The organism is Pseudoalteromonas sp. Z1A6, assembly GCF_011378745.1.
In the GTDB taxonomy this organism is placed as follows: Bacteria; Pseudomonadota; Gammaproteobacteria; order Enterobacterales; family Alteromonadaceae; genus Pseudoalteromonas; species Pseudoalteromonas arctica.
In genome coordinates this window covers 1-4,321 of the sequence record NZ_WTKW01000346.1, presented here as the reverse complement: position 1 = coordinate 4,321, position 4,321 = coordinate 1, and the positions used below count along the sequence as shown (strand labels likewise).

General features: G+C 39.4%; 3 protein-coding genes. All 3 read right to left on the bottom strand.

From position 1 onward, the window contains the following. Positions 1-104: 104 nt before the first annotated feature. The 3 genes from pgl to pgi all read right to left on the bottom strand — a co-directional run bounded on the left by pgl (position 105) and on the right by pgi (position 4,205). The gene (gene pgl, locus GQR46_RS16770; RefSeq protein ID WP_165741606.1) at positions 105-815 is read right to left on the bottom strand and encodes a 6-phosphogluconolactonase; all 711 of its coding nucleotides are present in this window, start codon (positions 813-815) and stop codon (positions 105-107) included. 2 nt (positions 816-817) lie between these two features. Further along, on the bottom strand, positions 818-2,290 hold the full coding sequence (gene zwf, locus GQR46_RS16765; RefSeq protein WP_101163306.1) for a glucose-6-phosphate dehydrogenase: 1,473 nt from the start codon (positions 2,288-2,290) through the stop codon (positions 818-820). A 268-nt stretch (positions 2,291-2,558) separates the two neighbouring features. After that, entirely contained in the window at positions 2,559-4,205 is a 1,647-nt protein-coding gene (gene pgi / locus GQR46_RS16760; RefSeq protein WP_165741604.1) for a glucose-6-phosphate isomerase, read from the bottom strand. Positions 4,206-4,321 lie beyond the last annotated feature (116 nt).

Sequence of the window (4,321 nt, the reverse complement as noted above, 5' to 3'; positions counted from 1 at the left end):
TTAACAGTTCAGGACTGTTTTTTTGCAGTGTTTAGGCTTAAATTTGAGCAAATAAAAAAGGCCGCTTATATAAGCGGCCTTTAAAAGTTAAATTAGCACCTAAATTAAGGCGCCCAATATACTTCAATATTTATACTTGGGTGATTAAGCACAGCGCGAAGTGGCATGTCATGAACATCGCCGCCCGCTTTTGCTTGCTTATAAACAGCGAGTTTTTCTTCACCGCTAATTAAAAGCTTAACCACTTTAGATTGCGCAATGGCATTTAGCGTTAAGGTCATTCGCTCAGTAATACTACCCGTCACATCACTTTGTATCGCATTAATTGCACATACTGTTTGCTCAGTTGTTAAACCGTGCTCTAAACCGTCTGCATTTGGGAATAACGACGCTGTATGACCATCTGGGCCCATGCCTAGAATAGTTACATCGTATGGCGCTTTTAAAGCACTGTAAGCGGCTTCACACACTTCACTGCCTTGCTGCGCGGTTGCAGCATCGTTTTTCATGGTTATAAAGTTTGCAGCACTGCCAAAATTTTGTAATAACGTGCTTTTAATAAACGCTTCGTTACTTTTTTCATGGCTTGGGTCTACCCAGCGTTCATCAACCATAGCAACATCAACATGTTGCCAATCTAAATCAAGCGTTGATAGATGTTTATAAGCGGGCGCAGGAGACGAGCCACCCGACACCATTAATACAGCACGGCCATCATTTTTAATACCATCACGTAGTGATTGCTCAAGCGTTGCAGAAAGCTCAGCTGTTAACGCATCTTTATCGTCAAAAAATTTTTCAACTAGTGTTGCCATGCTTATACCTTATCGCCTGTGTTAAACCACACGTGGCTTTTTTCTGCCAATAGTTCATCAGCATCCTCAGGACCCCAGCTACCAGCACGGTAAAGCGCAGGCTTGCCTTTGTCTTGCCAACGGTCAATGATTGGATCAATCCATTTCCACGCTTGACGAACTTCATCACGGTGAATAAATAATGATGGGTTATTTGCAGCGGCATCAAGCATTAAACGCTTGTACGCATCTGAGTGAAAACCATTGCTGTAAGCTTGTGAAAGCTCAATATTCATTGTTACTGGTTCAAGTTGCATTTGAAGGTTATCAAGACGCTTAGACATAAGCGTTAGTTGAATTGTTTCCTCTGGCTGCAAACGAATAACAAGACGATTGGGCTCGATATTACCCACGTTATCTTCGTAGATATTGTGAGATACTTTTTTGTATTCAACCACAATTTCTGCACAGCGCTTAGCCATACGTTTACCCGTACGAAGGTAAAATGGAACACCCGCCCAGCGCCAGTTATCAATATGCGCACGAATAGCTACAAACGTTTCTGTTTTACTAGAACCTTCATTTAGCTCTTCTAAGTAACCCGGTACAATTTTACCGTTTAAGTCACCTGGTACGTATTGACCACGCACAATATTTTCATCAACATCACCACCTACTAGTGGGCGAAGTGCTTCTAATACTTTTAATTTTTCGTTACGAATGCTGTTAGCGTTAAGCTTATTAGGCGACTCCATTGCAACTAAACAAAGTAGTTGTAATAAATGGTTTTGAACCATGTCACGAAGTGCACCGGCTTTATCGTAAAAACCAGCACGGCTTTCAAGGCCAACAGTTTCTGATAAGCTAATTTGGATGTTATCAATAGATTTAGCATCCCACATATTTTCAAACAATGAGTTTGAAAAACGTAGCGCCATTAAGTTTTGTACTGTTTCTTTACCTAAGTAATGGTCAATACGGAAAATTTGCTCTTCATTAAAAAATTCTGCAATTTTTCCATTAATTGCTTCAGCAGAATCACCGCAATAACCAATAGGCTTTTCAACAACAACGCGTGATGTAGGTGTAATTAAACCTTTAGTCGATAATATTTCACAACATGTGCCGTAAACAGCAGGCGGAAGCGATAAATAAAACACGCGAGACTTAGTGCTTTCGTGCTCATCTAAAATGCCTTTTAGCACATCCCAGTTGTCGTCTGCTTCTGTAACATTACTTACCACTGGCACTAAAAAAGTAGAAAATGCTTTCCAATCTTTAGCGTTAAACTCACCTTTGCTTAAAAATTCTTGTAATGCTTTATGCGCTGTTTCTATGTATTCAGCACGTTTCGATTCTTCGCGTACTGTTGGTAGGATACGTGAGCCTTCAGGTAAGTTACCTTCTTGATATGCTCTGTACATTGCAGGTAGCAATTTGCGTAACGCAAGATCACCACCGCCCCCAAAAATTATAATATCAAAAGGATTAAGCATAGTTACTCTCTACGTTGTGATACCCAGTACACTTTATAAATGCGCGGGTATGCCTATTTATTGCTAGATTAGATGGCTTTTATAGCTGTATTTAAATAAAAGCCTGCTGAATTGTTCTGTATCGATGATTTATTATTATTTTTATCATTGCGCTTATTAAATGAGCCTTAGGGGCCCTGTATCTCCTCTCACAAAAATACAGACCCTAAGCACTCCAGCGCTACCCGTTCAAAGGTACTCGGTTTACTTACTTGCGTAAGCGAATTTTTTACTGCGTACGGTTTTGTTTGTAGTACGCCATTAAGCCGTTTGTCGAACTATCATGAGCATGTTTAACGCTTTCATCAGTGAGTTCACTCTCAATTTTAGATGCTAAACCTTTACCCAGTTCTACACCCCATTGGTCAAACGAACATATTTCTAAAATAATGCCTTGGCAAAATATCTTATGCTCATACAGTGCAATTAAACGGCCCACTGTTTTAGCATCTACTGTATCTAATAGCATAGACGTTGTAGGACGATTGCCTTGATGAATTTTATGATTTAATAACTCATCAATCTCTGCTTGCGATTTACCCTTAGCGGTTAAATCAGCAGTAACTTGCGTTGCATCTACACCACTCATCATCGCTTCTGTTTGTGCAAAGAAGTTTGATAATAAAATATCGTGATGCTTATCAACATTCACTTGTGGCTTAACTGATGCAATAAAATCTGCAGGTACAATTACATTACCTTGGTGTAAACACTGATAAAACGCGTGCTGACCATTAATACCCGTCATGCCCCAAATAATTGGAACTGTAGTATAAGGTACCGTTTCGCCTGCAAAGTTAACGTGTTTACCGTTACTTTCCATTTCGCCTTGCTGTAAATAAGCAGGCAACATATGCAGTGATTGGTCGTACGGTAATATAGCTTGCGCTGTGTAGCCTAAAAAGCTCGTATTCCATACACTAAGCAATGCCATAATTAATGGTATATTTTGCTCAAACGGCGCAGATTTAAAGTGCTCGTCTATTTCAAACGCGCCTTCTAAAATTGCTTCAAAGGCGTCGTAGCCTAAATATAAAGCAATTGGTAAGCCTATCGCACTCCAAAGTGAAAAGCGACCGCCAACCCAATCCCACATAGTGAATACGTTTTCGTCGCTGATACCAAAAGCTGCCGTTTTTTCTAAATTTGTACTTACTGCAACAAAGTGTTTTGCAATTGTACTTTCATCTTTTGTTGTTTGTAAAAACCAGTCAACCGCTGTTTTAGCGTTTGTCATAGTTTCTGACGTAGTAAATGTTTTTGACGAAATAACAAATAATGTTGTTTCAGGGTCAATGGCTTTTAATATAGACGAAATTTGTACACCGTCAGCATTAGATACGTAATGAACATTTAACGTATCATCAGCAAGTGCTTTTAATGCCTCTGTTGCCATTTGTGGGCCAAGGTTAGAACCACCTACGCCAATACTTACCACATCTTTTACCGCTTTACCGGTATAGCCTAACCATTTACCGCTACGAACTTTTTCTACAAACACTTTAATTTTAGCTAATTCGTTGTCTACGGCTTGTGTTACGTTTTCGCCATCTACTATTAATGGAGTGTGAGCACGATTACGAAGTGCCGTATGTAGTACTGAGCGATCCTCGGTGATATTGATTTTTTCACCGCTAAACATTTTATCGCGCCACGATGCAATATCGCATTCTTTAGCAAGCGACATTAAGTTTGCAAAAACATCGTTATCAATAAGTTGCTTAGAATAGTCGAATAATACGCCAGGTACTTGAGTCGAAAACTGAGAAAAGCGCGTGTCATCTTGTGCAAATAACGTTTTCAGATGTGTTTGTTTCATCTTAGCTGCACTTTGCTCTAGTGCTTGCCAACTTGCTAGTTGCGTTCGGTTAGACATGGAAATATCCTCTAGTTTTTTCAATCAATTGATTTAAAAATGTTTTTTATAAAAGCAGAACTCTTAACACTGCTTATTTACACTAAAATTAAGCGCCGATAGTATAACTAAAAATG

Coding starts and splice junctions, on each gene's coding strand:
- pgi (WP_165741604.1), bottom strand. CDS start 4,205: ATGTCTAACCGAACGCAACTAGCAAGTTGGCAAGCACTAGAGCAAAGT.
- zwf (WP_101163306.1), bottom strand. CDS start 2,290: ATGCTTAATCCTTTTGATATTATAATTTTTGGGGGCGGTGGTGATCTT.
- pgl (WP_165741606.1), bottom strand. CDS start 815: ATGGCAACACTAGTTGAAAAATTTTTTGACGATAAAGATGCGTTAACA.